28 protein-coding genes and 2 pseudogenes are annotated in these 24,813 nt (G+C 62.4%); 10 read left to right on the forward strand and 20 right to left on the reverse strand.

All coding sequences use genetic code 11. The features are described from left to right. The 3 genes and pseudogenes from G3480_RS17835 to G3480_RS17845 form a co-directional block, all read left to right on the forward strand. Window positions 1–258 (forward strand): annotated as a pseudogene (locus G3480_RS17835) (IS1634 family transposase); the annotation flags it as partial. Window positions 259–630: 372 nt separating this feature from the next. Beyond that, window positions 631–1,170, forward strand: coding sequence for a hypothetical protein (locus tag G3480_RS17840; RefSeq protein ID WP_240905896.1), 540 nt, complete (start codon window positions 631–633; stop codon window positions 1,168–1,170). A 156-nt stretch (window positions 1,171–1,326) separates the two neighbouring features. Beyond that, on the forward strand, window positions 1,327–1,896 hold the full coding sequence (locus tag G3480_RS17845; protein ID WP_164655243.1) for a DUF4184 family protein: 570 nt from the start codon (window positions 1,327–1,329) through the stop codon (window positions 1,894–1,896). On the opposite strand, the gene G3480_RS17850 is transcribed toward G3480_RS17845, so the two are convergent. The 9 genes from G3480_RS17850 to G3480_RS17890 all read right to left on the reverse strand — a co-directional run bounded on the left by G3480_RS17850 (window position 1,887) and on the right by G3480_RS17890 (window position 9,788). Then, on the reverse strand, window positions 1,887–2,348 hold the full coding sequence (locus G3480_RS17850) for a hypothetical protein (RefSeq protein WP_164655244.1): 462 nt from the start codon (window positions 2,346–2,348) through the stop codon (window positions 1,887–1,889). The two genes, G3480_RS17845 and G3480_RS17850, sit on opposite strands and share 10 nt — an antisense overlap. 276 nt (window positions 2,349–2,624) lie before the next feature. After that, window positions 2,625–3,014 carry a YchJ family protein gene (locus tag G3480_RS17855; RefSeq protein WP_164655245.1) on the reverse strand — a complete coding sequence of 130 codons (390 nt, stop codon included), beginning with the start codon at window positions 3,012–3,014 and terminating at the stop codon, window positions 2,625–2,627. Between the two features lie 101 nt (window positions 3,015–3,115). Further along, window positions 3,116–3,658: a Mut7-C RNAse domain-containing protein gene (locus tag G3480_RS17860; RefSeq protein ID WP_420824628.1), complete on the reverse strand. Its 543-nt coding sequence runs from the start codon at window positions 3,656–3,658 to the stop codon at window positions 3,116–3,118. Window positions 3,659–3,985: 327 nt separating this feature from the next. Then, complete coding sequence (locus G3480_RS17865) at window positions 3,986–5,047, reverse strand: zinc-binding dehydrogenase (protein WP_164655246.1); 1,062 nt, start codon at window positions 5,045–5,047, stop codon at window positions 3,986–3,988. Between the two features lie 41 nt (window positions 5,048–5,088). Further along, window positions 5,089–5,652 (reverse strand): YfbM family protein, encoded by a 564-nt coding sequence (locus tag G3480_RS17870; RefSeq protein WP_164655247.1) that lies wholly within the window; start codon window positions 5,650–5,652, stop codon window positions 5,089–5,091. A 343-nt stretch (window positions 5,653–5,995) separates the two neighbouring features. Continuing rightward, window positions 5,996–6,790 carry a DUF3530 family protein gene (locus G3480_RS17875; protein WP_164655248.1) on the reverse strand — a complete coding sequence of 265 codons (795 nt, stop codon included), beginning with the start codon at window positions 6,788–6,790 and terminating at the stop codon, window positions 5,996–5,998. Between the two features lie 409 nt (window positions 6,791–7,199). Further along, window positions 7,200–7,778: a hypothetical protein gene (locus G3480_RS17880; RefSeq protein ID WP_164655249.1), complete on the reverse strand. Its 579-nt coding sequence runs from the start codon at window positions 7,776–7,778 to the stop codon at window positions 7,200–7,202. 382 nt (window positions 7,779–8,160) lie between these two features. Next, complete coding sequence (locus tag G3480_RS17885; protein ID WP_164655250.1) at window positions 8,161–9,189, reverse strand: thioredoxin family protein; 1,029 nt, start codon at window positions 9,187–9,189, stop codon at window positions 8,161–8,163. Between the two features lie 80 nt (window positions 9,190–9,269). After that, window positions 9,270–9,788 carry a dihydrofolate reductase family protein gene (locus G3480_RS17890; protein WP_164655251.1) on the reverse strand — a complete coding sequence of 173 codons (519 nt, stop codon included), beginning with the start codon at window positions 9,786–9,788 and terminating at the stop codon, window positions 9,270–9,272. Window positions 9,789–10,157: 369 nt separating this feature from the next. Between G3480_RS17890 and G3480_RS17895 the strand changes: the two genes are divergently transcribed. Both G3480_RS17895 and G3480_RS17905 read left to right on the forward strand, forming a co-directional pair. Beyond that, window positions 10,158–10,682, forward strand: coding sequence for a hypothetical protein (locus tag G3480_RS17895; RefSeq protein ID WP_164655252.1), 525 nt, complete (start codon window positions 10,158–10,160; stop codon window positions 10,680–10,682). 352 nt (window positions 10,683–11,034) lie between these two features. Further along, complete coding sequence (locus G3480_RS17905; RefSeq protein ID WP_164655254.1) at window positions 11,035–12,387, forward strand: transposase; 1,353 nt, start codon at window positions 11,035–11,037, stop codon at window positions 12,385–12,387. Here the strand turns inward: G3480_RS17905 and G3480_RS17910 are convergent. The 3 genes from G3480_RS17910 to G3480_RS28515 all read right to left on the reverse strand — a co-directional run bounded on the left by G3480_RS17910 (window position 12,384) and on the right by G3480_RS28515 (window position 14,727). Further along, on the reverse strand, window positions 12,384–13,505 hold the full coding sequence (locus G3480_RS17910; protein ID WP_338114166.1) for an ISAzo13 family transposase: 1,122 nt from the start codon (window positions 13,503–13,505) through the stop codon (window positions 12,384–12,386). The two genes, G3480_RS17905 and G3480_RS17910, sit on opposite strands and share 4 nt — an antisense overlap. 317 nt (window positions 13,506–13,822) lie before the next feature. Next, window positions 13,823–14,344, reverse strand: a complete 522-nt coding sequence (locus tag G3480_RS17915) for a hypothetical protein (protein ID WP_164655255.1) — start codon at window positions 14,342–14,344, stop codon at window positions 13,823–13,825. Between the two features lie 101 nt (window positions 14,345–14,445). After that, window positions 14,446–14,727, reverse strand: a complete 282-nt coding sequence (locus G3480_RS28515; RefSeq protein WP_240905902.1) for a hypothetical protein — start codon at window positions 14,725–14,727, stop codon at window positions 14,446–14,448. On the opposite strand from G3480_RS28515, the gene G3480_RS17920 reads away from it, so the two are divergent. Beyond that, window positions 14,620–15,048: a GIY-YIG nuclease family protein gene (locus tag G3480_RS17920; RefSeq protein ID WP_338114167.1), complete on the forward strand. Its 429-nt coding sequence runs from the start codon at window positions 14,620–14,622 to the stop codon at window positions 15,046–15,048. The genes G3480_RS28515 and G3480_RS17920 overlap by 108 nt on opposite strands. On the opposite strand, the gene G3480_RS17925 is transcribed toward G3480_RS17920, so the two are convergent. Next, window positions 14,966–15,667 (reverse strand): DUF4336 domain-containing protein, encoded by a 702-nt coding sequence (locus G3480_RS17925; protein ID WP_164655256.1) that lies wholly within the window; start codon window positions 15,665–15,667, stop codon window positions 14,966–14,968. The two genes, G3480_RS17920 and G3480_RS17925, sit on opposite strands and share 83 nt — an antisense overlap. Before the next feature lie 312 nt (window positions 15,668–15,979). Here G3480_RS17925 and G3480_RS17930 point away from each other — a divergent pair, with 312 nt between their 5' ends. The 4 genes and pseudogenes from G3480_RS17930 to G3480_RS17940 all read left to right on the forward strand — a co-directional run bounded on the left by G3480_RS17930 (window position 15,980) and on the right by G3480_RS17940 (window position 18,220). Continuing rightward, complete coding sequence (locus tag G3480_RS17930) at window positions 15,980–16,444, forward strand: GNAT family N-acetyltransferase (protein WP_164655257.1); 465 nt, start codon at window positions 15,980–15,982, stop codon at window positions 16,442–16,444. Window positions 16,445–16,760: 316 nt separating this feature from the next. After that, window positions 16,761–17,045: pseudogene (locus tag G3480_RS28520) on the forward strand (SAM-dependent methyltransferase); the annotation flags it as partial. An 82-nt stretch (window positions 17,046–17,127) separates the two neighbouring features. Continuing rightward, window positions 17,128–17,355: a hypothetical protein gene (locus G3480_RS28525; RefSeq protein WP_240905903.1), complete on the forward strand. Its 228-nt coding sequence runs from the start codon at window positions 17,128–17,130 to the stop codon at window positions 17,353–17,355. Window positions 17,356–17,413: 58 nt separating this feature from the next. Beyond that, on the forward strand, window positions 17,414–18,220 hold the full coding sequence (locus tag G3480_RS17940) for an SDR family NAD(P)-dependent oxidoreductase (RefSeq protein WP_206171779.1): 807 nt from the start codon (window positions 17,414–17,416) through the stop codon (window positions 18,218–18,220). Window positions 18,221–18,281: 61 nt separating this feature from the next. Here the strand turns inward: G3480_RS17940 and G3480_RS17945 are convergent, their stop codons facing one another. From G3480_RS17945 to G3480_RS28530, 7 genes are all read right to left on the reverse strand, one after another. After that, window positions 18,282–19,334 (reverse strand): ADP-ribosylglycohydrolase family protein, encoded by a 1,053-nt coding sequence (locus G3480_RS17945; RefSeq protein WP_164655259.1) that lies wholly within the window; start codon window positions 19,332–19,334, stop codon window positions 18,282–18,284. Between the two features lie 243 nt (window positions 19,335–19,577). Then, on the reverse strand, window positions 19,578–20,672 hold the full coding sequence (locus tag G3480_RS17950) for a Fic family protein (protein ID WP_164655260.1): 1,095 nt from the start codon (window positions 20,670–20,672) through the stop codon (window positions 19,578–19,580). Window positions 20,673–20,844: 172 nt separating this feature from the next. Then, on the reverse strand, window positions 20,845–21,159 hold the full coding sequence (locus tag G3480_RS17955) for a hypothetical protein (RefSeq protein ID WP_164655261.1): 315 nt from the start codon (window positions 21,157–21,159) through the stop codon (window positions 20,845–20,847). Window positions 21,160–21,364: 205 nt separating this feature from the next. After that, window positions 21,365–21,574: a helix-turn-helix transcriptional regulator gene (locus G3480_RS17960; RefSeq protein ID WP_240905898.1), complete on the reverse strand. Its 210-nt coding sequence runs from the start codon at window positions 21,572–21,574 to the stop codon at window positions 21,365–21,367. Between the two features lie 284 nt (window positions 21,575–21,858). Continuing rightward, the gene (locus G3480_RS17965; protein ID WP_164655262.1) at window positions 21,859–23,235 is read right to left on the reverse strand and encodes a tyrosine-type recombinase/integrase; all 1,377 of its coding nucleotides are present in this window, start codon (window positions 23,233–23,235) and stop codon (window positions 21,859–21,861) included. A gap of 230 nt (window positions 23,236–23,465) precedes the next feature. Continuing rightward, entirely contained in the window at window positions 23,466–24,401 is a 936-nt protein-coding gene (locus tag G3480_RS17970; RefSeq protein WP_240905899.1) for a tyrosine-type recombinase/integrase, read from the reverse strand. Between the two features lie 26 nt (window positions 24,402–24,427). Continuing rightward, window positions 24,428–24,754, reverse strand: a complete 327-nt coding sequence (locus G3480_RS28530) for a helix-turn-helix domain-containing protein (protein ID WP_164655264.1) — start codon at window positions 24,752–24,754, stop codon at window positions 24,428–24,430. Between the last annotated feature and the right edge of the window lie 59 nt (window positions 24,755–24,813).

The following is a 24,813-nucleotide window of genomic DNA, read 5'->3' on the forward strand; positions in this document are numbered from 1 at the left end:
CTGTGCCTGTTGGTCTACGCCGCCTTGGAGCAGCGTATCCGCGAGGTCCTCAAGGCCGAGCAGGCCACCGTCCCCGACCAGAAGGGCAAGCCCACCACGCGTCCCACGGCGCGTTGGGTGTTCCAATTTTTCAAAGGGATCCATGTGCTGGTCGTTGAGCACGTCGAGCAGATCGTGCTGCACGTCGAGCAACACCACAGCGTCTTACTGCAGCTGCTCGGGCCGCGCTATGTGGCGATATATTCTGCAAGCGGCTGACGGGGTGCGGAATGACGGTACGTTGATTGCGCGGGTACTTTTCGGCCCGGCGCCGCCGTGGGATCCGGAGCTTGATGGGCCGCTGCTCTCGTTGTCTGGCGGCGAGCCCGATGATTACGAATGGCACGAGTGGTATTGGATTGCATCGAAGCGGATGCGTGGCTCGGTCGGGGCTGATTTCATCGATTATATCTAGCAGGGATTCCGTCCGGGAGTGCATGATCCAGGTTTGATCACGAGGAGCTGACGCCGCGCGATCTCCGACGTCCCCGCCCCAATCCCGAGCTCAAGTCTTGGGAGCGCGTCATCGCGCGTGAGAGTGCGGCGTTCCGACGATCCGAAACGCTTTCCGAGCGTCGCGGCATTGCCGCCATGTTGCGCGAGACCCTGGAGATGTACCTCGACGAGCCCGCCGAGATGCTCGATCTGGCTCCAGGCGCGCTGCCAGTGCGTCTGGCCGCGGTGCAGGTTGGCGATCAGACCCTCACCGGACCTTCCCCCTTCGCCGACGATAACCATGTAGGGGATCATTTCTACCAGGGCGGGGATGGGTCTATCTCGCCTGGGCTGACCGAGGCTCAATGCGCCTTGGTCGATCCCTGGACGCTCTCCGGGTACGTGGTGCGGCATTGGCGTCGTCTGTATCGATCGACGGCGCCGACGCAGTACCACCTCACGAGCGAAACGGCCTTGGATCATGTCCGTTCACGGGCGCGCAAGCAGGATATCTGGCGTGAGCACTTCTATGGCCTACTCCTCGACCCGGCTGGCTACCATCAAGGACGGATCTCGGCGGTTGTCTCGGAGCACCGGCGTCTCGCGGACGCCATTCGTCGCGCAGAGCGGGTGGCGGGGCAGCTGGAGATTCGTTGTCTCGTCGCACAACTGGAGGGCGCGATCAGTATCCGTTGAGGCAGGCTGAGTCATCGGCCATTGGCGCGAATGGCAGGGCGCCGATTCGCCCATCGATGGTTTCGTGATCGTCCGATCAGTCAGATCGCGACGATGAGCGCAGGCTGACACCTCGGATGGTCCGGACACGCTTTATCTCAACGGAGCCCCAAGCCCATGCCCTTCACCCCGCTGCATCTCGGACCCGGCCTCGCGCTCAAGGCCCTGGGTGGTCGCCATTTCAGCATCATCGCCTTCGGCCTCGCCCAGGTCGCCATGGACATCGAGCCCCTGATGGGATTGCTGACAGGCGCCCAACGGTTGCATGGCTCGACCCACACCTACCTGGCCGCACTGGGAATCGCCCTGGTGGTCGCAGCGATGACGCCCCCGGTCGGACGACCTGTCGTGAGACGCTGGAATCGAGAAGTGGCTTGGGCGTGCCTGCCCTGGCTGGCCGTATCGGACAACTTCACGCGTGTGTCGGTGCTCGCGGGCGCTATTCTGGGCACGCTCTCGCATGTCTGGCTCGACAGCCTGATGCATGCCGACCTGACGCCGTGGGCGCCTTGGTCCGAGGTCAACGGCTGGCAGGGCGCGGTGTCCGCGGAGACGCTGACAGTCGGATGCCTGCTGTCAGGCCTGCTGGGCCTGACCGCCTGGCTTGTCCTCGCTTGGCGTCGCAGTCAGCGCACGCCTGCATCGAGTCGCGATGCCCGGTCGTGGTTGAGAGCGGGTCAGCGGTAGAAGATCGAAATGATCGTCTGTCCCGCCGTGTCTCCGCCGCCCGCTACATAATGCACCGAGGCCGTGCGGAAATCCGGCCACTCCCAGCCATAGATCCCATGTGTCGGGTCGCTGGAGTGCGGTGGGCCGAGCACCGCCGAGACAGCGGGCAGGATCTCGCGTGTCCGATTGGGTCCCGGGATCGCGAGCAGGATGGCGGCGACGAGATCGCTGTTGGGATGGGTCTCGACAGAGATGTCGATCCCGCCATAGCGGCCTTTGAAATAGCCGCTGTCCGGATTCATGGGCGCCGCTCGATTCAGATACGGCAGCCTGGGCACCGGCCGGTCCTGAAGGATCTCCCGGAGCAGGATCCCGACGTCGGTGACGGTATCCGCCAGACTCAACGACGCGGTCACCGCGAGGAGGGAGCCGATCAGTAGAATCTGTCGAAGACGGATGATTAAAGGCATGAATCCTCCCCCTGAGCGTAATCGGTCAGATGACGGCGCGCATCTGCCAGGCTTAACCAAGGTGCTCCACAGGTGCGCTTGAGCACCTCACGCATTGCGCAAGCTGACGCTTGCGGCTTGGGCGTCTTCTGAATTCGGCCCAGCAGGGCATGCGCGTCGTTCGAGAGCCCGAACGGCGCTGCTCTGATGAGCACGGTGCCACCTCTTGAGCAAAGTCATTGTCTCGGCTCTCTCCAGATACTCTCGGACTCCAAAGGCGTGTGGGCGCGAGCGCCTTCAATCCGGATCCAGCACGCCGTCGAGATAGCGCCATTCCCCATTTTCCCGCACGAATCGGCTGCGCTCGTGAAGACGATGAGCACGACCCTGTATCTTGTACCGGGCTACGAATTCGACTTCGCCTTCAATATCATTTGGTCCACCGGCCTCGGTTGCGACGATCTTGAGGCCAGTCCACTTGGTCGTTGGGTTCGGCAGGACGTCCCGAGGACAGGTGTTGGAATGCCAGCTCGAGCGCAGATAATCGGGCGCCCCGAGGGCGAAGGCGGTATAGCGCGAGCGCATCAGGGCCTCCGCCGTTTGGGGGAGGGCGCCTCCTTCGAGAAAGGGACCGCAGCACTCGGCGAAAGGGCGGCCGGAACCACAGGGACAGTGCGTCGTTGCCATCTGAATCGAGCCTCCGCGAGCGATAGGATACTTCGTCGGCCTTGGTCTGAGCCCGGTCTGTGGGATGGCGGCGACGAGCCCCGACAGACCGCGAGTCCAATCTAGTCTGTGACCCAATCAGGACACATCCGCGCGATCCGGCGGCGCATCGCCTCCCAATGGCTACCCTTCCAGTAGATCCGCTGGCAGCCGCTGCACCGCCAATAGGCTGAGGCGCATTGGCGGACACCCTCCGGAATCTCGCGCTCCGCTTCAGCCACGTCAATCCCTGCGAGGAGGGCATTGCATTCCAGACAGCGCGTGAAGGGCGCGATCTCGGCACAGAGCTGGAGCCGCTCGATCAGCTCGCGGAGCTGGGTTTCGGTCCCCGTCTGGCGCAGATAACAGCCATGGGTGACGATTTGACGCATCAGCAACCCTCTGTCCCGCGAGAGCAGAATACGGTGCTCTCTGACCGCGAGCTCCGCGAGCGCCGCGTCACCGAGATCGTTGTGCCAGCGCGTATCGAAGCCGAGCATTCGCAGCCGTCGGGCCAAGCCTCCAAGGTGAGCGTCGGCGACAAAGCGCAGCCGGCGCAGCGGCTCGGGCCGAAGCCTGAGAAGCGGGCGGACGCCCGCACGGCAGGAAGTCGTTGAGCTCGGCATAGAAGCGTAGGGTGGCGATGGACATGGACGTCAGGCTAGGCTCTTCATCGGATTCCGGAGAGGCTTGGCTCAGATGATAAGCGGATTCGATCCGATCTCGGGGCTCGCCGAGCGAGCCTGTAGGTCTTGATTCAGGGGAGGCCGTGATGGACGAGATCAAATCCGAATCCGGAGGGGCAGCGTGGCCGGTCGAGCAGGCCCGCGAGCCTTCCGACTCCAATCGGATCGCATCCGACTGACGTCTAGTGCTCCTATGAAGCTCCTGCTCGGCATCTTGGGATTCGTCCTGGCCCAACTTGGGCGTCAGCGGCTTGCGGCGCCAATCCCTCATACCTCGACGATCACCTTGCCGGTGGTCCGGCCACTCTGCAGCGTGCGCAGCGCGCGCGGTACCTCGTCGAACCCAAAGCGCGCGCCGATGTGCGCGGGCTCTGGGCTCAGAGCGAGCGCGGCCGAGGCCGAGACGGGCAGGCGATCGGCACGCTCGAAGAGCCAGATCAGGTTGAAGCCCATGAAGCTGCGGTTCTTGTCGATCAGCTTCATCGGGTCGAGCCGGGGGCGGCGCAGGTACTGCCAGGCCAGTCTCACCCAGCTCGGCCGCGCGCCGCTCGGCATGAAGTCGGCCGCGCCGTAGAGCACATGGCGCCCCTCCGGTGCGAGGCGGACCAACCCCGGCAGGAAGAAGGGACCCGCGAGCGCATCCAAGACTACATCGAAGTGTGACGCGCCGATCGCGGCGAGGGCCGCGTCGAGCTGTACCCCGAAGCCTGAGGCGCCGCGCACGATGACCTGGGCTCTGGGGAGACCCTGCGTTTCGAGCAAGGCGATCTTGTCGGCGTGCCCGACAGTTCCGATCACCGTCGCGCCGATCGCGCGCGCCATCGCCACCGCCCGCAGTCCAACGCCGCCTGCGGCTGAGTGGACGAGCGCCACCTGACCTCGCGCGAGCGTACCGAGGTGCACCAGACCGTACCAAGCAGTCAGCGCCTGCACGAGATAGGCGGCACCCTCCGCCAGGGTCCACGCGGCTGGTAACAGCACGAGATAGCGCCTATCGACGTTCAGTGCCGTCGCGTATCCGCCGAAACGCGTCAGCACCATGACGCGATCGCCGGGAGCGACAATGGCGGTCCCGGCAGAGTCATCGCCTGCGCGCGGCGGACCAAGCGCCTCAACGACACCCGCGCACTCGAGACCCGGGATGAACGCTCCCCGCGGCGTCGCCGAGTAGAGCCCCAGACAGGCGAAGACGTCGGCGAAGTTCAGGCCGATGGCCTCGACCCGCACCCGCGCCTCGCCCGGACCGGGAGGCGGCAGCTCCTCGGTGACCCGCGTCAACCGATCGAGCGATCCCGCTGATGGCATCCGCCAAGCACGGCGCGTTGTCATTGGGCTGCAACCTGTTCGAATATCAGGACGGTGCACAGCACTCAGCGAAGATAGACCGCCATCCCCAGATCGTGCTTAGAGCAGTGAGACAGGAACGATTTCAACGTCTCGTAATAGTCCGCGATATACGCAAATGCCTCATCACCATCCCTGGTCCAGATCTTCGGGTATATATCGAGGGCTTCCATCTTGACTGGGTCGTAATGACTGCGCAGCGTATCAGCAGAAACGCTCGAAAGTGTCTCCTCGAGCTCTTTGACCGTCTTACTGTCAAATAGCCTCGCTGGACCATAACCGACATCGATATCTCCAGCTGCCTTGCCGCCAACCGTCATGAAGTCCATGGGCGGCTCCGCTTCATAGTCCGTCTGATTGAGGCAGTAGTGAATGCCCTGCCAGGACTTATCGAGATCGTCTTCCATGCCTTCGCCTTCGATCAGCTCCAAATCGGGAACCTGATGGCTCGGCTCGGCAACGCGCTTGCCGAATATCTTGGACAAAATCCCTTTCTCGGATTGATTGACGGTTTCAAGGTAGATGTCTGGATCATCTTGAGCGATGAGCCGCCAGATCAGAGGCGGTGACTTAAGCTCGACTTTGGCCATTTTTCCTGACCAGTAACTCCTTTTCGATCAGTAGCTTACAAGGTGCAAGAAAAATAGCGAGGGGTCAAAATTCGGCGTTCGTGCGTCCAGACCCCCTCTAATTTTCCACCCCTACAGAGTTTCAAGCACTTAGCTGGCTTTGGGAGTCCAAAAATGGCCAAAGTCGAGTTAAGAATGCGCTCAATATTTCTATCCGATACGCTATGAAGTGCTAAGCACATGCCCATGTTTGATGATCCTGTTCCCGCCTACCTGTCCTAGCTGCGCCACCCAGCGTGCGACGACACTGGATGGCGTCTGGTGTGCGAGCCGCCTGGATGAGTCAGAATCGCTCGGCTTGAAATCATGAGGTCGGGCCAGGCAAGCGCAAGACGGTCGTCAGCCACGCACTGACAGCATCCACGAGGTCGTCGTCCTTGCCATCGAAAAAGTGGTTGGCCCCTCGGACGCGCAGGCTCGTGTAGGCGCCACCGATGGCTTTATCGGCGAGCGCTTTGCGTTGTGAAGCCGCGGCCAAGACGCCAGCTGCGTCGTCGCTGCCGTAGATGTCGAGGATTGGCACGGTGATCTTCTGAGCCATCTGAGCCGTGAGGATGCGGCTGTCTTGGATCCCGCCTGCCATCCCGACAGCCACGAAACCTTGAACGTCGCGATCGCCGGTGGACAGATAGTAGGCGCTCATCGTTGCCCCCAAACTGTGGGCGATGATCACGATCGTTTCGACACCCCGTTCCTTGAGGAAGTTGATTCCTGCATCCAACCGTGGCGGGACCTCGTCGATGAGCGCGGCATAGGCGCCTGGCGCCGCGTCATTCGGCAGGATCGGCATCTGCAAGGACAGGGTGCTCCATCCATGCTGAGGCAGCGCTGTTCGCAGCGGATAGACGACCTGCGGCCAGTTGGGGTGCGCCCCGATGCCATGCACGATAATCGCGGCGGCCTTGCTCTCCGGATCCTCGGCTTGCGTGAAAATGCCCAGGAAGGGGTGCCCGTCGGCCTGCAGCCAGAGCGCCTCTCCGTCGATCAGGGAATCAACGATCTGATCGGCCCAACGCTTCTCCTTTTCGACGTCCGATGCCACTGCCGCATAGGATGCGAGTAGGACGAGAAGCACTGCGATCGTTCGTATCCGACACATGGCTGATCTCCCATCACAGGGGTCGACTCCGCGCTGAAACGTCTGAACTGGACCGCCGACGGCTGTCCTCGATTGGCTCCTTGCTGGGCCTGCCGACTGTCGATTGGACGCGGCTCGGTCCGCACTGTCTGGCCAAACACCCATCGGCCCTCGCCGAGATACAGGGGGCCCTAGGCTCGCTGAAAGCCCGAGCGTAAGGCAAGGGCCGCGCCGTTGCCAGATGCCGAGGTTGTTGCGAACGAGCACTGTCACCATTCGGCCGCCTCACTCTGGCAGTGATCGGTGTTGGGCTAAGAGCGAAGGGCTGGCCACCGGGCGTGATTGACGGACATCTGTCTTGTCTGCAGCACCCGAGTATAGGGACGAGGCTGAGGCTCAGATGAGCCTTGTGGCGCTTCCAGCTGAGTCGTTAATGGCTCGTTTGCTGTGACGTATGCGCGCGTGCGTAGAGATTGACGCGCTCCTCGGCGACCCGGAAGCGCTCCTTGGCACGATCAATGTCCCACGGGCGCTCGATCAATGTCTCATCATCCCATTCGCTTCTGGGCTCCGGCGGCTCGAAGAAGTCGCCGCCGTAGACGTGGATTGCCGTCGTCATCCGCCCAATCGGATTGAGGACGGAGTGAATCATGTCTCGCCCCAGGGTGGTGACATCTCCGACGCCGAGGGACTTCGCTCCGGCCGCCTCGATGCTCGTCCCGCGGCGCCTCCAAAAGACGTTGTCCTCTCGTCCGGAATAGATCCCAATGACGGCAAACATCTGATGGTTGTGCGGCATCAGACTCATGCATGGAGCCCAGACGAAGTGGATGATGGTCAGGTCAGGTGCTCGGTAGAGTGGTGTGATTCCGGCATGATCCGGCTCTCCCAGCTCTGAAATGACATGCGATGCGTCGGAGACGGCGGCCTTGACCACTTCGCGCACGGCGGCCTGGCCGTCTTTTACCGCCTCTCTGCAGTCTTGAATGAATCGGTCTTTCTCAAACATGGCTTCGCTCAAGAATGGTTTCGCTCAAGGAGGATGCCCAGGGAGCGCGATCAGTCACGACCTTTCGGAGGGCTCGACATAGGTCAGTGCATCCTCGAGCCAGACGGCCGTCTCAAGGTGGCGAATCGCCTGCTCGGACTGTCCTTGCGCCAGCACCAGCTCACCGCTCAGCACCTCGCGCGCGATGGACTCAACAGAAGCCTAGCCCATAAAGCCGACCAAGGCGGTCGGATATGTCCCTGTTTCGCATGGGTCCATGCAGGAGCTTGCCTTACCGCGGCGTCTTATCGGCACGTCGGGAGATGCGGGCGTCGAACAGCGCACGATGGTCGTGCTCTCGAGGTGGCGTCGGGGCTTCCAACGCTCGGACGCCGGCCCGGTCTCAGGGCGTTCGACTGCGCTCCATGGCCTTGGAGCGCGCGAACCGTTGGTAGGTCCAGCCCTTCTCGTAGGCCCGCTCCAAGACGTAGGAGAGGGCGTTCACCATCCGGGCGCGGAAGACCGGTGCATCCGTTCTCAGCACCTCGCGGCCGTTTTCGTCGAAGAGCAGCATGGCCGGCAGATAGCTGAGCCCGGCGGCGGCATACCAAGCAGACGGCGTCTTACGTTGCCCCGTGGGCGTCAGCACCGGAATTTCGCTGTCCCGCGCATCGAGCTGCACCACATCGAACTGCTTGAGCAGGTCGCGGACCTCGGATCGTGCCAAGACACCGTCGTGCAATTCCTTGCAGTCCGCACAGCCCTCGGTCTCGAAGATCACGGCCAGTGGACGCTGGGCTGTGACATGACGGCGGTCGAGCGCGTAGGGCGGCTCGGCGAAGAGTGGATCGCCGCGCAGTCCTTCACCAGGGACCTCGGAGGTGAGGGCAGGCGTCTGTCCGGCGACGTACGCCGCAAAGGTCATCCGCGGTGCATGGTCTTCAGTGAGGTAATCCAGCACCAAGCGGAAGCGCTCGGGGGGATAGTAGCCGACGCCGCGAAACAGCAGGGCTCCGTCCTCGCCGTAGAACAGCAGCGTGGGTGCGAAGCCCGCACCCGCGCGTTTGGCGAACGCCTTGACCCGCATTGGATCCCCCTGCGGATCAACCATCTCGGCGTCGCTGAAGATCTCCAGACCAATGGCGTCAAAATGGGACCGGACCCGAGATGACAGCTCGGGATCGCCGAGGCTGCGCTGAATGAAGGCCGCGCAGGACGAGCAGCCCTCGGTCGTGAACAAGACCATCAGGCCGAGCTTGCCCTGGGCACGGGCCTCCGCGACGTCCTCCCGCAGGTCCAAGAAATTGTCTTTGAACCAGCTCGGATAGGCGACATGCTGGATGTCGCCGTCCTCGAAGTCGCCCGCCATCAGGGGGCAGGCGACCCACAGGAGTGCGATTGCGAGCCAGCGGCGCATTGAGACCCTTGTCATCTGCGGTTCCTCCACACTCAGAAGGCGGGTTTGTCGGGCCGATCCTGCTTGAGGGGCATCGGACGATCGAGCCCTGTTCGTCATTTCTCCTCACGAAGAACTTCGTATCGTAGACGGAGTGCACTCTCATTGAGTGGCTGGGAATCGAGTCGTTTCAGCTGAGTCAGGTCCAAGACCTCCCCAAAAACTGGCGTCCCCACACCGAAGGCGACAGGTTGAAGGTCGATGACGATGTGATCAACACGTTTCTCGCGCATGAAAGAATGGGCAACAGCACGACCGCCCCCGACGATCGCCTCATCGACACCTGCCTTCTTGAGGATCGCCAACGCCTCTGAGGGGGATCTGGCATGCTGCCATCCGGAATCGGCCAGATCGATGTCTCGAGAAGACAGCACGATCTTGTGCTTCGGATTCAGGGCTGATGCCATCGCGTCATCTTTCAGTTGCTCGAAGGAGCTTCGCCCTGCAATGACATTGTCAGCGTCGTTCACCAACGCGCACCAGTCTTGCCAGGCACCTTCCGGAAAACGCGGTATACCTTCCTTGTCCGCGATGAATCCATCAATCGAAACCGAGAGAAAGAGTGTTGTTCTCATAAGATGCTCCGGTTGACACAGGCAGTGATACGTTGACCGGACCGCCGCCAAGGCTGGGCGACGTCTCCTGGGGTGCTCCCTTCAGCCGCTGAGACCAACTGGATGTGGTTCCAGAGCCCGCCGACGCGCCTTGGGTCGTCGTCGGAAGCTAGGGAGGTCGTTCAGCAGTCGGTGCCGCAGTCGCTCGTTTTGCGTTCAGTTGCCAACGCCTGAGCGCGGCCCAAGGTCACGACCGAGCGCTGCGCGGTTGCCGCCCCGCGAGGTCGGCCGGCTCGGCTCTTGAGCGTTGACCCGGCGTCAGGCCCCCCGCTAATCTCCGGTCTCCGAGCCAATCCCAAAGGCCTACGGGGTATCCGAAGGAGACTTTCGATGGAGAGTGCATCTGTTTCAAGAACAGCGGTTTTGGGGTTACTTCTAGCGATTGGCTTGGCAACGAGCTCCGCCGAAACCCTCAGGACCTCCGATCCATGCGAAATGATTCGAATGTCAGATATAGAGGCGCTCTTCCCAGGTGAGCGCATACAGATCACAACGCATGATACCGAAGCCGCAAATCCTTTGGGGATGCGACGATGTTTCTGGAGTGCGGGAGAGGATATGAAGTTTGTTCAGCTCTCACTCACAATAGATGCCGATAGCAAAGCCATGAACATCGAGCAGCAGTTTATGAACAACAAGCTGTACGTTCAAGATGCCAAGGATGTACCTGATGTTGGTGATGCTGCCTATTACGGCGGCAGTGGAATGAGAATCGGCGCAGGACTTCACTCGATCGTGAAGGACAAAGGCGTCATGCTGAATGTCATGGTGGGTCTTGGCCTGGGCGATGCAGATGATCAAAGGCACATAGAGATCGAACGCTCCTTGGCCAAGAAAGTAATTGAAAAGCTGTGAGCCTGGCGAAGTGCCGCTGGACGAATCGGTGCGCGTGGTCCGCGTCCAGATCATCCGGGGCATAAATCGCCTTGTAACGATTCAAAAATAAGTTATACAACTTGTGCATCGACCCCATTCGCATCAACGACGTAATTCCATCCGCCAAGAACTTGATCATGACGAATGAAGCGATCTTTGATGCTGCGAAAGTTCTCAGAACAAGCGCGGCCCAGCTCATAGCACTGATCAAGGATCTGCCCAACCACGCGCAGACCGGTTTTCGTACGGGTCTGCTCCAGCCCTTTTAAGGTGCTCGTAACATACAGTAAAATAAACTATTTCCAGAGCCTTCCCCGACTGAGCCTTGAGCATGTTTGACGGTATCCTGCAGAAATTCGCCGACCGAGCCCCCGGCGCCGTGATGGTGCGCGCCTTGCTGGAGCAACTCCTCAACGCCGAGCGCCTCGACGCGTGGTTCGAGCACACCCGCGGCCGTCAGTACACCCGCAAGATTCTGTTCTCTTCGCTGGTCGGCGTGCTCCTGCAGGTCGTGTGCAAAACCCATCCCAGCGTTCACGCCGCGTACCGCAAGTCCACGATCGCCGCCTCGATCATCGCGCTCTACGGGAAGCTGCGCGGCGTCGAACTGGAGACCTCCCAAGCGCTGGTGCGCTTCATCGCCGCCGAGAGCGCCCAGCTCATCGAAGGTCTCCAAGGCGCCCGCCCACCGCTCTTGCCGGGCTACCGGATCAAGTATCTCGACGGCAATTGCGTGGAGGCCAGCGAGCGGCGGCTCAAGCCGTTGCGTAAGAGCGCCGCCGCGGCGCTGCCCGGCAAGTCGCTCGTGGTGTTCGATCAGGCGCTCGATCTCGTTGCCGATGTCTTTCCCTGCGCCGATGGGCATGCCCAAGAGCGGGCGCTGTTGGGTCCGGTCAGTGCGACGGTGGCGGCGGGTGATCTGTGGGTCGCTGACCGCAACTTCTGCGTGCTGAGCTTTCTGCTCAACATGGAGCGCGCCGGGGCGAGCTTCATCATCCGCGAGCATTCTCAGTTCCCTTGCAAGCCCTTGGAGGCGATGCGCCGTGTGGGAGCTTCGCCCACGGGTGCGGTCTTCGAGCAGGCCGTGCAGGTCACGGCGCCGAGCGGCGAGACCTTCATCTGGCGCCGGATCCAAGTCAAGCTCAAGACCAAAACGCGCAACGGCGACAGCACCCTCATCCTCGTGACCAATCTCCCCGCCGAAGCGGCCGAGGCCACCACGATCGCCGAAATCTATCGCACCCGCTGGACCATCGAGACCGCCTTTCAAAAATTGGAGGCCCATCTCCACTCCGAGATCAATACCCTGGGCTACCCCGAGGCCGCCTTGTTCGGCTTCTGCCTGGCCCTGGTCGCCTTCAATCTCTATGCCGTCGTGATGGCTGCCCTACGGGCGGCGCACCCGCACGCCAACATCGATGAGACCGTCTCGGGTTACTACCTCGCCGCCGAGATCGCCAACACCACCGAAGGCATGAACATCGCGGTCGATGACGCCGAATGGACACGCTTCGCCATTGCAAGCCATGAAGAGATGTGTACTTTCTTGCTCGACTTAGCGTCTCACGTCAACCTCGCCCAGTGGCGCAAGAGCAAACGCGGACCGAAGAAAGCGCCCACGCCACGCACCAAATACAAGGGCAAGACCCATATCTCCACCGCCAAGGTCTTGGCTGGCACCTAGGCGTACTCAGATTGGCAACTTAAAAGGGCTGGGGTCTGCTCCAGGGTAGAGAGCGCCTTCTGCGGGGTGTCGAGGATGAGGCCGCGCCAGCGCCGCTCGATCTGACTGAACAGGCGATGCTCGATGGGATTCCATTTGGAGGTGTAGGGCGGATAGTGGGCAATGCGCAGGCGTAGATCGAGGCGCGCGGACAGCGCGATCAGGTCCTCTTTGAAGCGCAAGGACCGGGCGGCATTGGCGCCGCCACAATCGAACAACAGCAGTGCTTCGCGCGCGTGGGGATAGAGCGGCTGAAAGTGCGTGATCCAGGCCAGGGCGATGGCGTCACAGACGAACGCGCTGGTCTCGCACGAGGTCCCGAGCGTCATGAAAGCGAGATTGCGCACGCAATCGTAGACCCCATGTGGCACCAACACGCCATCGGCCAAATGGCGGAAGTCATGGTCATAAACGTATTGCTCCTCGCGACTGTAGCAGGTCCCACGGCGATGCAGTGCGCCAAGCAGTTCTTTCTTCTTGGTATCGACGCTGAACACCGGGATGCCTTTGTGTTGTGCCTGACGGCGCAAGGCTGCAATGTAGCGAAACTGCGCGTCGCGCTCTTGGGGATCGACCACGCCGGTGATCAGTTCCTTGCGCAACGCGCGACGGCGAAAGCCGGCCTGATCTAGCCAGGCGGCGGCGGTATTGCGGCTGATGGTGATGCCGCGCTCCAGCATCTGCTGCGCCAAGCGCCCGGGGTTGAGGTCGGTCCAACGCACGTGCTCATCGGTGGGGCTACCCGCGCTATGGACCTCCAGCACCTCATCGAGTTGCTCTTGTGCCTCGGCGTCGACTTCGAGTCGCGGCGGGCGTCCGGCTCCGGGGCGGCGCACCCGGTCTGGTTTGCCGCTCGGGCGTTGCGGGTTGTCGTCATCGAACTGCTCGAGTTCGCTCAAACCGCTATGGACGGTGGCCCGACTCATGCCCAAGACCCGGGCGACGTAGGACACGCCGCCGTAGCCGATTTTCTCCGCTTCAAGCGCCGCATAACGGCGTCGATGGTCTTCTGGTAACGACCGACTGTAGCGACGCATCAACTGTTCATGCGTTGGATCGTAACCTGGAAATTCGTTCACGATGGCCGCTCCTTCGAGATTCTACGAAACAAGTTAATGCTCGCAGCAGACAGGCTCTATTTTCAAGAAAATAAGAGTGATTTAAACGGCTCTCTATAATATGAGATGTCTTACTATTTAATGAGTCGTTACCTTGCGCAATGCTCACAGGACCGCCGCGATAGCAGGCGGTCAGGGTGCCGTTGCCGAACAGCAGGGAAGGCTTCCCCTGCTGCACCCGTGATACCTGGCCAGACCGTGATATGGCGCAGCCGCCTCGGCGATTGGAATCGCACAACGGCCGCGTAGGTGAGCAAGGGTACCGATCAATATCCGCGTTAGCGCGCCCTTTCGATGATCGCGTACAGCATGTCCGGCATGTACTTGGTATCCGTCGAGGCGTCGAACGGCCAGAGCTTCGGGGTGACCGAGCGGAAGCGGCCCTCGGAGAAGATCAGCTCGCGCGCATGGGTGGTGCGCGCATTGGGTGCCGCGCCTTCGGATTCATCAGGGATTAGGATGGTGCAAGATGCTTCTGACGAGCATCCGCGCGGTCTCAGGTCCTTCCGCCAGTTGGGGTCCGCCTGAAGAGCACCGCTGTCGCTGGCGGCGAGGAGCGCCTGAGCGGCGTCTTCCGTCAGTGCTGCGTATCCGTTGAGCGGCGGTGGATAGACCGCATTTAAGGTGCCGTCCACGAAGGTAATGTTGTAGCCTCGGCCTTGGATCTCGAGTCCAAGTATCCCCGTGATCTCGCCATTTTCAACGGTGAGCGAGAGTGCCTCGGCTGATCCCGCGACAGCGACGCAGAGCGCCATGAGGACGAGTCTTCGCGCGGACTCGAGACGGTGTTTGAGCGTCATTCGCCTCTCCAGGATACTGGGTCTTCTGAAGGTGCTCATTGAAACCGCCATCGACTTCGTCGGCATTGAGAAAGATCGGGAGACGACGAACGGACATCGAGTCAGACGTCCTGCCCGTTATCGCGGGAGCCGGACTCCAGTCTCGGGCTCCAGCGGGCGGGTGACCGATCGTGGAAGTGAGTCTGTCGACCGAGGATGATCCGTCCCGTCCAGGATCTTACGCCGTCCAGCTCGCGTCTCCGCCGTCCGGCCAAATCCAAATCGGTCGGCTGGGTGTGCTGACCCTGGATAGCGGAACGCTGCTGTACGTCGGTAGCGCCCTCGGACCGGGCGGCGTCGCGGCGCGCTGCCGGCACCACCAGCGGATGGCGACCCGTCCGCATTGGCACCTGGATTATCTGCGCCCGCACTGCGACATCATCGCGTTCTGGGTCGCCTATGGCGATGAGCGTCTCGAGCATCGCTGGGCCTTGGCCCTGGGGGAGTGGCCTGGCGCGCGCTGGCCGCTGGCGCGCTTCGGGGCCAGCGATTGCCGTTGCCCCGCGCATCTGATCCGCCTCCCAGAGGCTCCAACCGCGCAATCCCTGGCCGGAATCCTCGGTGTTGGACGCTGGCTGGAGTCTATCCCTGCAGGACGCGCTCCCAGGCAGACCGCAGCACAGCCATCGCGTTCCGTTCGATCAGCTCGCCGTGCGACAGAATGATCCGCTCCGGCTCCCAGGCCAAGACTTGCTCGAGTCCGCGTCGAACAAGGTCCCTTCTTCCCCAGGCGATCTGATACTCCGGAGCCGCCTTCGGGTGATTCCACATCCGGAACACCAGCTTCCACCACAGCTTCAACTGCAGGCTGGCGGCGTGGCTGTAGTCATCGCCGATGTTCTCGAGCAGATCGACCAGGATCAGTGTCTTCGAAGATCTGTGGAAGAAGGGGACCTCCCAGATGAGCCGTGGCCCCTGGATGATGACCTGCTCCAGGACGCCGGCCCAGCGCGGGTCCGGGCGATTCCCCAGGATCCAGTCGAAACGGATGTCCGGACGCTTGCGCTCCAATCCGGGGCATAGAAAGGTCTCGGCGCTCGGGTAGTGGGACTGAAACTCTGAGACGAAGAGGTGATGATAGGAGCCAGGCGCGATGATGTACCTCACCTCGCCGATCTGGTCGATCTCGCGCTGCGTTGCCGCGTCGATCCTGCAGGGATCATGAACGATCAGCTCTGAGGTCCCGAGTCGGATGAGGGTCATGCGACCGAAGAGATCCATTCCGCCATACCGAACCGGATATTCGTGGATCCAAATGGCGTCTTTGACGTACTCGCTCAGCATGCCCATTGTCGTCTGTGCGCTCCAATTTGAAGCTTGGGGGCGGAGTCGCTCGCCCTCCATGCGCTAGCCGTGAAGGACCGCCTCGGCGATTGCCTGGACCCGCTCGATGCTGATGCCAAGGCGCGCATCGATCGCAAGAGGTTTGACCTTGCCCCAGTCTATCAGCACCTTGGCCAGTGACGGGCATCGCAGCCATCGCGCGGATGACCGCGCTGGTTTTCGTCTCGCACCCGGCAGCCTTCACCGAGTCTGCTCAGGAGCAGCGGTGATTGATCCGTCAAATGATACGGGTGCTGATCAGGAGTCAACCGCATGCTGTTCCGTCACGCCGTTCTGGAGGATGCTCCGGCCGTTGCCGCTCTGGTCGGGGAATTGCTGACCGAGATCGTGGCCGCGATCGGGGAGCCGGTTTTTCATTTCGATATGTCCGAGACGACCGAGCGACTCGAACGCTTCATGCGGGAGGAGCGCTATGTCGTGCTCGTCGCCAGCGACTCGGCGGGGCCGATAGGCTTTATCACCCTCTACGAGAGCTTCGCCCTCTATGCCGAAGGCGTGTTCGGCACCATCCCCGAGCTGTATGTGCGGCCGGCCTATCGGTCGCGGCAGGTCGGGAGAGAGCTCCTTTCGCGGGCGAAAGCCCTCGCTCGCACGCGCGATTGGACGCGACTGGAGGTGACAACGCCGCCGCTGCCCGCGTTCGACCGGACTCTGACCTTCTACGAGCGCGAGGGCTTTGTGATCAGCGGAGGACGGAAACTGAAGCTGGCGCTGTAGCGTCTCGCTCTTAGAGGAGATGAGCGATGAGGCTGGTCGGCGAACGGCTGGAGCGATCGCTTGAACCGCAGATAGTCGGCTTTGTACCTCTCATGAGCGGCCTTGCTCCGGTATTTCAGTCCGAAGACCCCGCGTGTGTGCTTGGGCGCGGAGATCCTGTCGTGATAGGAGCGACTTTGCGCACGGGACAACGCGGCTGTCCTGGACGCCGTCAGGCGACTGCGACGGGACACCGGGCGGTCGGACATTCACAGTATCGCCATGGCCGGTCGTTTTGCCAGCACGCACCGGCGCACGCTCGGAGAATGACTCCGTCATGAACTGCGAAGAGCAGACCGAAATATTGCGCGAGACCTGGGAACAACGCCATGCCGCTCGCGACCGCCCAGCCGAGCCCGCCCAGGTCTTGACCGAATCGCTGCATTTGCTGCCGCGCGCGGGCGATGCCCTGGATGCCGCCTGCGGTGTCGGCGGCAACGCGCTCAAGCTCGCCGAGCTGGGGCTGCGGACCAGCGCCTGGGACCTGTCTCCAGTGGCCATCGATCGCGTCAGAATAGAGGCAGAGCGGCGCGGTCTCTGCATCGATGCCTGCGTCCGTGACATCGTCGCCGATCCGCCGTTGGCCCAGTCGTTCGACCTCGTCTGTGTGACGCATTTTCTCGACCGCGGCCTGGCAGCCGGCCTTGGCTGCAGCCCTGCGTCCGGGTGGTCTGCTGCTCTATCAGACCTTCAGCCGCGAGGCGGTCACCGATCGCGGTCCGTCGAATCCGGACTATCGGTTGGCTCCGAACGAGCTGCTTCGGCTGTTCCCAGGGCTGATCGTCCGCGCCTATCGGGACGAGGGCTGTGTGGGCGACACGCGCCGCGGCACACGAGACATCGCCTTCCTCGTCGCTCAGGCGCCTCGGTAGGCTCGACGAGCCGAGCCTGGAGAATCGTTAACCCGGACCCACCATCGAGCGCATGAGCATGCACACAGAGCAGGAGCCCTTCCCGCGTGTCGCCCTGGTCACCGGGGCGAGCGGGGCGATCGGCAAGGCCATTGCGACACGGATCGCCGCCACACCCGGCTATGCCGTCGTTCTGCTCTGCCGCGATGCGCACAAGGCCCAGTCTACCTTGGCCGAGATCGAGCGACAGACCTGCAACAGTCAGCTCCGCTATGAGCTCGTCGACCTGGCGCACAGGTGCTCCATCGACGCCTTGGCGGAGCGCTGGACGGGACCCCTGCATGTCCTGATGAACAACGCCGCGACGACGCCCCGGCAACGGACTGAAACACCGGAGGGCGTCGAGCTTCAGCTCGCCACCAACGTGCTCGGTTACTTTCGGATGATCATGGCGTTTCGCGACCGCTTGGCCGAGGGTGCTCCGGCCCGCGTCGTCAACGTCGCCAGCTACTGGGCCGGTGGTCTGGATCTCGGCGACCTGGAATTCAAGCGCCGCCGCTACGACAACGATGCCGCCTACCGACAATCCAAGCAGGCCGATCGTATGCTCACGGTCGCCTTCGCCCAACGCCTGAGTGAGGCCGAGATCACCGTGAATGCCTGTCATCCCGGTGACGTCAGCTCCAACCTGAGCCGCAGTCTCGGCTTCGGGGGCCACGAGCGTCCCGAGCAGGCGGCGGTGACGCCGGCATGGCTGGCCACCGAGGACCTGGGCGGTCGGGAGACCGGGCAGTACTTCGAGCACCAACGGTCGGTGCCGTGCCGATTCGGCGCCGATCTTGCGGCGGTCGAGGCGCTGTACGAAGCCTGCGAGCGTTATGGCTGATCAATGAGCCAGGAGAGCATGTCGTGTCTACGACCCGGATGCCTTGGACTGACGAAGTCAGTCAGTAGGGCGGCAAGAGGCGGCGGAAGCCGTGTACGAGCACGATCAGTAGAAACAGCAGATTACGCAGCAGTACGGCGAAGATCGGGACCCGGATCGCGCGCTGCGGCCGAGACTTGTGCAGGGTGTCGGCGAGCTGATCGCCGAGGCGCTCCATCCAGGCGACGGAGCGCGGCCATTCCGCCAACCGCTGAAGCCACCGAGGCGGGATCCCGGAGGGTCCGAGCGCCGCGCCAAGGATGCCTCCGACCATCGCCGCCGTCGTGTCCGTATCGCCTCCGCACTCGATCACCGACCACACCGCCGCCTCGAGATCATCGGGATGGCGAAACCAGGCGTGCAAGGCCACCGGAACCGAGTGATTGACGTAGCCCGAGACGCCTTTCGCGAGGCCGATGGAGGCCGCAAAGGCGGGAGTCGACTCACCTCGGGCGGCGGATCGAGCGGCCGCGGCGATCACGTCCGTCAGCGGCTTGGCCTCCGCGCCAAGCTCGGCACTCACCGCACCGAGAAACGCGTCTGGGTGCACTTGGGCGTGCTCCGCGGCCATCCGAGCGGCCAGGGCGATCGCGTAGGCACCGTGCTCGGCCTGAGGATCGGTATGGGTCAGCCGCGTGGATGCCCGCACGAAGGCGCGCAGCTGCGACGGATCAGCGACACCGACGCCCAGGATCGGCGCACGCATGGCCGGACCATTGCCAGCGGAGAACACCCCGCTGCGCTCGGGACTGAAGCCCACCCAGAGCTTGAGAATCGCACGTGCCGTCGCCGAGCCGACCCCGGCCGGCAGCGTGAGGAGCCATTGGCGCAGCCGCCGGGCGAGCCCGCGGCGAAAGGCATCCGGTGATCCGCCACTCTCGATCAAGGTCTCGGCCACCAGACAGCTGTGCTCGGTATCGTCCGACACCAGCCCCCATCGACCGATCAGGCGATACCGATCGGACGGCCCCAGGAGCTTCGCGGCGCGCTGCGGCGAGAGTGCTTCGTAAGGCAAGCCCAGGGCATCGCCGACAGCGGTTCCGAGGAGACAGCCGATGGTGGATGAGGCCTTCATCTTACAGTCGCCTGGCGCGCTCTTTGTGTCGGTCAGGATTGGTCATGGTCAGGAACGCTGCGCCTCGGCGACGATCGCCATCCAATTCGCGTCGATTCTGGTCCTGTGCTTCAAGAAGCGTCAACGCGAGGGATGAAGTCAAGGGCCATACAGGGCTCGTCTCCACGCACTCGGGTATCAGTCCCGGGTGGAATCTCCAAGGCGCCTGCTGGCTCGATCAGGGCTTTGGCCCTGAGGAATCGCTCACTCGCACTCTGAGACCTGCAGGAACAGCTCGACCAATCGTGTGTTGATGAAGTAGTTGCTGCGTCCGGCTTGGTGTTTTGTGAGGATTTGGTGCTCAGCCAAGGCGTCGAGATACTTGGCGGCGGTTTGACGCGTTACACCGAGGTCTCTCTGTAAGAGCTCGATCCTTGTGTAGGGGTGCCGGAACAGATTGTTCAGCAGGTCTTGGGAATAGAGCTTAGGCAAGTCGTTGCGGATGCGTTGCTTCGCGCCGGCCATTTGCTCACGGATTCCTTTCACCAATGTCAGCGTGGTCTGTGCGGTTTCGGTCACGCCAGCCAGCATGTAGAGGAGCCACGGCTCCCAGGCACCTGCGACGCGAACATCCTGCAGAAGGCGATAGTAGTCGCTCTTGTTTCGGGTAATGTGACGGCTCAGGTACAGGATGGGGGTCTCCAGGAGTCCAGTCCGCACCAGGTAGAGCACATTCAAAATGCGTCCAATTCTGCCGTTCCCATCGGGAAAAGGATGAATGCTCTCGAACTGGTGGTGAATCAATGCCATCTTGATCAGTGGGTCCAGAGCGGACGCTTGGTCATCGTTGACAAAGCGCTCGAGCGCTGTCATCAGACGGACGACATCGCGTGCGTCTTGTGGTGGAACATAGACCACCTCACCGGTCCGGTCGTTCTTCAGCGCGGTTCCAGGCGTATTGCGAAATCCGTCCTGACGACGCTTGAGGAGGCGGTACATGTCGATCAGGGTGTTGTTTGGAATCAGTCCGTCGGTCTCGAGGAGGCGGTTGAAGCCAAGCTTCAGCGCATCGCGGTAGCGTGCGACTTCCTTCGCGGCTGGCGAGTCAGGGCCTTCTGGAAACAGATCCGCCTGAAAGAGCTCATCCTGGGTCGTCACGATATTCTCGATCTCTGAGCTGGCCTTCGCTTCCTGCAAGACGAGGGTGTCGATCAAGATCCCGGGATTGGGAATCGTTGCGGCCCGTCCCTTGAGCTCGGCAAGAGCGCGATGGGCATGCGTCAGTGCGCGTAGAACCGGGACTGTTTCCAACTCGACGGGCGGTGGAAGCCGGGGCAGGGCATAGGTCGGCTCTAACATGCTGGGATGAATAAGTTAAAGAAATGCATTTTTCTTAACCAGTGGCCTGGATATGTTCGCGATTTGTCCATGTGCTTAACACATCGCCACTCGAGCGCCGGAGGCCCCCGCGTCAGGGTTGAAGTCCGGCCTGCCATTGGAATGCGGTTGTCCGCCGCTCTTATCAGCACCCTCAGTCGATGTCGCCTTCCCGCAGGGCCTGCAAGGCGGCGTCCATCATGGCATTGACGTCTTCCAGGCAGCCGACGACGTCGTCTGGAACCTCCGCATGGCGCAACCTGTTTCGCACCAAGAGCAGTCGCTGCCGCATGACGGCGAGATCCCGCACCGACTCCCAGCTCATTGCCTCGTCGATGTGAAACAAGGCCAGCTCCCAGTCGGGGAAGCCCGCTGACTGCACAACGGCCTCGCGCAGGTTCGACCAGGCCCCCTGGAGATCCGAGAGGACCGTCTTGTGGTAGGCCGTGGGCTCGGTTGGAAAGCTCATCGAGTGGGTCTCCTTCGGTGACATTGACCGCTCACGGTCGCGTGAGCCACTGCTCAAGATCGCCGATTGCGCTGAAATAAGGCCAGGCCTCACTCAGCGCTTCGGCCTGAATCTCAGGCATCGTTTCAGCGTCGTCGCTGTGATGGCAAGCCAGAGTCAGCAGATCGTCATGCCATGGACGGCGACGATAGAGATCCAGGACCTCTTAGGCGACCGTATTCGTTCGACTTTGGTCCGCGAGCCAGGCCTCCAATGTGTCCGCGTCGTAGCGTACCGCACGACCGAGCTTGAGAAAGGAGGGGCCGACGCCACGCACACGCCATTGCTGGAGTGTGCGGATACTGAGACTGAGCTCGGTGGCGGCTTCGCGCTCCGTGAGGAGGCGGCGCATCGGAATCCGTGTTACCTGCATCATGATTCTGCCCGGACTGATCATCGTTGGGATCCGCTCGTATCGTCGATGTCTTGTCTTCCGCTCCGCGGCGGGAATGGCCGCAGGTGGGCGTATGGAGGGCGCTGCGAGCTGGATCGAGCGTGGGTTATCGCAAACAGGGTCAGCCTATCCGAGACAGGCGGTTTCGTCAGCGGTTAACGGTCCCTTGCTTGCTGGACCGTTTCGGCCGCTGATCATGGGTCGCGGCATGCGCGCGTCTTCTGGCGGGTGGTGCAGTGCGACGAGAGGGGCGGCTCGTGCATGATCTACTGACCGTCATCGGTCTGAGGCTCCAATCCCGCGATGCCCATGATCCGAGCGCCATGCTCCTCCAAGGCCGTTCGGACCGAGTCCTCTCCGAAGCGCGCATAGATGGCCGTCGTTTTTGTATCCGAGTGATTCAAGACCTTGCCGATCAAGTGCAGCGAGTTGCCGGATTGGGCCAGCCAACTGCCGACGGTACGTCGCAGATCGTGCAGGCGAATGTCATCGATGGCTGCAGGCAGCTCGAGACCCTCCGCCGCGGCGGCCGCACGAATCTCGTCGAGGGAGGGTGTTGGAGTGAACATCTTTGGAGCGTTGCGATGCTGCAGCCGCCCGCGCTTCTCGGTCAAGCGATCGATGAGGGCGGCGACACGCGGTTCTTCGCGCCATGCCGCCAGCGTTGCAGCCGTCTTCACCCGCGCCCACGGCTTCTCGATATTCACCAGGTGGGCTGGTGTTTGCGCCTTCTCGCTCGCGCTCGCTGTTCGGGGACCGCGTCCAGGCAGGATGTAGGGGTTGCCCGGGATGCGTGGCAGCGATCGCAGGAGGGCCAACGTCGGTCCAGACAGGGGGATGTAGAAGACCTTGCCGTTCTTTGTGTCATCGAGCCTCAGCTCCGCGCGGTCCCAGTCGATCCGATCCCAGCGCGCCGCCAAGAGTTCGCTCTTACGGGCACCGGTCAAGAGGTAGAGCCAGAGTGCGGCGCGTGCGGTTGTATTGGCTTCCTGATCGATGGCTTGTGCCAGCCGAGGCAGCTCGGCCGGCGTGAGCCAGCGGTCGCGCTTGATTTCCTTGAATCGGTTGATGTCGCGGGCTGGGTTGGGGTGATCGTGAGGGACGAATCCCCAACGCCGGGCCAGATCGAACATCGTCGACACCAGGTTGATGACCCGGTTGGCCTCATAGCGGGCGGTCGTGCCGATCGAGGTGTGCAGCTTGGCGACGTCATCTCGGGTCAGCGCCTTGATCTTCAAGGCGCGCCAACGCGGCAGGATATGCTTCTCGATCCGCCGCTGGTCTTCAGCGCCCGTCTTCTTTGTGCGCGCGTGCCGTTCCAGATACGCTGTGCAAAGATCCGCCATGGTCTCACCGCGCCGTTCCTTCTCGCGCTCCGCCAGCGGATCCGCGCCTTGCGTTTCGACCTTGGCCAGCTCAGCGCGGGCCTGACTACGGGCTTGGTCCAGGGTCAGGACACCATAGGTGCCGATGGTCATGAGCCGTTTGCGTCCAGCCGTTCGATAGGACAGGACAAAGGACCGTTTGCCGCTGGGGAAGATGCGCACGCCAAAGCCCGGAATCTCATCGTCCCACAGGACGCAGCGGGCGTTGCCGTCGCCCGAATAGGTGGCTGCATCAATGGCGCGCTTGGTGAGCTTCATGGCATCCGCCCTCCTGATCTTGAGTCACCACTGAGTCACCAGGAAACGGGGTTTTGAGCGGTGACTCAGCGTAAAGGGTAGCACAGAGGTTCCATGTAAACGATTGTTCAGGCGCGTGTTATCGTAGTTTGTCGCAAACGGTTCGAGATCCTGCCGGCTGAATGGGGTTCAGGTGGTCGGAGGTTCGAATCCTCTCGCCCCGACCAATTTAAGTTAGAAATTACAAGCGGTTACGCGTCATGCGTCGCCGCTTTTTTCTTGTCCGCCGAAGTGGTGTGCCGGAAACTGTGCGGAACACTTCGGATCCCGGATTCGATCCGCGCGGCATGCTCGGCCAGGTGCTCCGGTGCCAGATGGGCGTATTTCCGAACCATGGCGAAATCTGACCATCCCCCAAGCTCCTGAAGCACGTGCAGCGGTGTTCCCGACTGGACGTGCCAGGAGGCCCAGGTATGGCGCAGGTCGTGCCAGCGGAACTGCTCGATGCCGGCGCGCTTGAGCGCCTTCCTCCAGGCCCGTCCGCCCGCTTTGCTCACGGGAGACCAGAGGAGGTCCCCGTTCGCATCACGGCGCGGATACGCGAACACGCGCTCCGTGTGCCGCCCTTCCCAGCGTCGCAGGACCAAGACAGCATCGCTATTGAGCGGCACACCGATCGCCCGCTTGGCCTTGGCCTGATCCGGATGGATCCATGCCACCCGGCGCTCGAGATCCACCTGGCTCCATTCGAGCCCTGTCACATTGGCCTCCCGCAATCCCGTGGCCAGACTGAACCGCACCATGTCCGCGAGATGCTCGGGCAGTTCGCCGATCAGCCGTTCGGCCTCCTCCCGCCTGAGCCAGCGCACGCGTTGCTTGGGCTCGGGTAGCAAGGGGATCGTCGGCGCACGCTCGAGCCATTCCCAGACCCGCTCGGCTCGGCGCAGGATCGCATGCACCACGGCCAGGGTTCGGTTCACGGTCGCGTTGCTCATCCCTTCAGCTTGTCGGGCCGAACGCAGGGCGCGTAACCGATCGCGATCGATCTGCTCGAGCGTGAGCGTCTTCAGGTGTGGGTCAAGCCAGCGCAGATGGGCGAGGTCGTCGTCATGGCTGGCCTTGTGAGCCGTCTCCTCGACCCAGCGCACCACGGCCTCTGGCCAGCCCCGTTGGGGCTTCTCGCCCATGCGCTCCTGGCGCCACAGCGCTTGCTTCAGTTTCGCTTCGTACTCCTCGGCGGCTTTCTTGTCTTGCGTTCCAGTAGAGCGTCGTACTTCTTTGCCGTCTGGTGTGGTGAAGCGGACCCACCAGTGCCGGCTGTTGGATCGGCGGTAGAGCATCGTGTTTTACCTCTCGGCTCGACCGCCCGCGCCTGCTCAGCATAGCGGGCGCGCAGCCAGTTGGCCAAATCCTCATCGATGAACACCCAATGCTTCCCTGGCTTGGCGCTCGGGATGTCGCCGCAGGCTGCCAGACGCCGGAGGGTTTCGGGGTGCAGACGCAGAAAATCGGCCGCTTCGGTTAAGTCGAGCGTTCTCATCGAAGTCTCCCGTCACACACGGGTCCGTGACGACGTGCAAGGAGGGTGTCGCATGCGAC

It is taken from the genome of Thiorhodococcus mannitoliphagus, from assembly GCF_010915725.1.
Lineage (GTDB): Bacteria > Pseudomonadota > Gammaproteobacteria > Chromatiales > Chromatiaceae > Thiorhodococcus > Thiorhodococcus mannitoliphagus.